This is a genomic window from Kitasatospora sp. NPDC056531 (genome assembly GCF_042794375.1).
GTDB lineage: Bacteria > Actinomycetota > Actinomycetes > Streptomycetales > Streptomycetaceae > Kitasatospora.
Genome location: NZ_JBHTTU010000330.1, coordinates 1 through 1,677, shown reverse-complemented (window position 1 = coordinate 1,677; position 1,677 = coordinate 1). Strand labels below are relative to the sequence as shown.

Below are 1,677 nucleotides of genomic sequence, written 5' to 3'. Positions count from 1 at the left end.
GTCGCGCACCGCGGGCGCATCGGGGGTGCGTCGGGCCTGCTCGGCGAAGCGCGTCAGCGGGCTGCCGGGCGCCGCCGGGCGGGCGGTGCGGTGCCAGGCGGCCAGCAGCTGCCGGTCGGCCGGGGTGAGCGGGTCCAGGTCGTCGATGTCCCCCGCGAGGCCCTCGGCGAGGGCGCCGAGCAGGCGGGCCAGGCGGTCCGCCGCGTCCTGGGCCGTCCGGTGGTCGAACAGCCCGGGGTCGTAGGCCAGGTCGAAGCCGAGCCGCTCGGCCAGGTGGGCGCGCAGGCACCAGGGGAAGGTGGTGGCGTCGTCGGCACGCACCTCGACCACCCGGACCCCGGTCCTGGCCGCGGCCGACTCGTCGACGGGATGGTTCTCGAAGACCGGCATGCTGTCGAACAGTGCCGCCCCGGCGGGCAGTTCGCTCAGCGCCTGGACCCGGGACAGCGCCAGGTGGTCGTGGCGACGGCCGTCGCTCTGCCGTTCCTGCAGCTCCCGCAGCCAGGGCAGCACATCGCCGGAAGGTGTCCGCACCCTGGTCGGCACGGTGTTGATGAACAGGCCGATCATCGACTCCACGCCGGGCAGTTCGGCCGGGCGCCCGGACACGGTGGTGCCGAAGACCACGTCGTCGCCACCGCCGTAGCGCGCCAGCAGCAGGGCCCAGGCGCCCTCCACCACGGTGTTGACGGTCAGTCCGGCGGCAGCGGCGTTCTCCCGCAGCCGGCGGGACAGCGCCTCGTCCAGTTCGCGGTGGACGGCGGCGGTGGCCCGGGCGCGGTGGGCCTGGACCGGCGGGCGGTCGTACGGCAGCGGGGTCCGTTCGGTGAACCCGGCCAGGGCGTCGGCCCAGTGGTCCTCGGCCGCGTCCTGGTCCTGCTCGCGCAGCCAGCCCAGGAAGTCCGCGAACGGCCGCCGGACCGGCCGGGGCGCCTGGGGGCCGCCGGTCAGCGCGGCGTACTCCTCGCAGACCTCGGTGAGCAGCTGCCCGGTGCTCCAGCCGTCCAGGACGATGTGGTGGGTGGACCACAGCAGCAGCACCTCGTCGCCGGGCAGCGCGGCCAGGGTGAGCCGGGTGAGCGGAGCGGTGGCGAGGTCCAGCCCGGCGGCACGGTCCTCGGCGAGCAGCCGCTCGGTCGCCGACTCCCGTTGCTCCGGTGCCAGTTCGCGCCAGTCCCGGTGGCCGACGGCCAGCTCGGCGCGGCGGGCGACCAGCTGGGAAGGGTACGGCAGGCCGCGCCAGTGCACGCTGGGACGCCGTGCAGGGGTGCGGTCGACGACCCGCTGCCAGGCGTCGGCGAAGGCCCGCGGGTCGGCGACGCCGGCCAGCCGCACCGCGACCCGGTCGACGTAGGCGCCGTCGGTGTCCACCAGCCCGTGGAAGAGCATGCCGGACTGCAGCGGGGTCAGCGGCAGCACGTCCTCGATTTCGCGCCCGTCGCCGACCAGCCGGTCCAACTGTTCCTGGTCGAGGCCGGCGAGCGGGAAGTCCGACGGGGTGCGGCCGCCGGCCCCGGGGCGGGCGCAGTGCTCCGCCACCTCCCGCAGCGCGGCGCGCATCTGCTCGGCGAGGCCGCGCACGAGGGCCTCGTCGTAGACGGCGGCGGGGTAGGTCCAGCCCAGTTCGAGGCGGCCGTCCTGGACGACGCCGGTGACCTCCAGCAGGTAGGGGCGGGG

1 protein-coding gene is annotated in these 1,677 nt (G+C 76.2%); it reads right to left on the bottom strand.

All coding sequences use genetic code 11. From position 1 onward, the window contains the following. Positions 1-1,677 (bottom strand): condensation domain-containing protein (locus ACFQ87_RS46150; protein ID WP_380617034.1); only part of this gene is annotated, 1,677 nt, incomplete at both ends.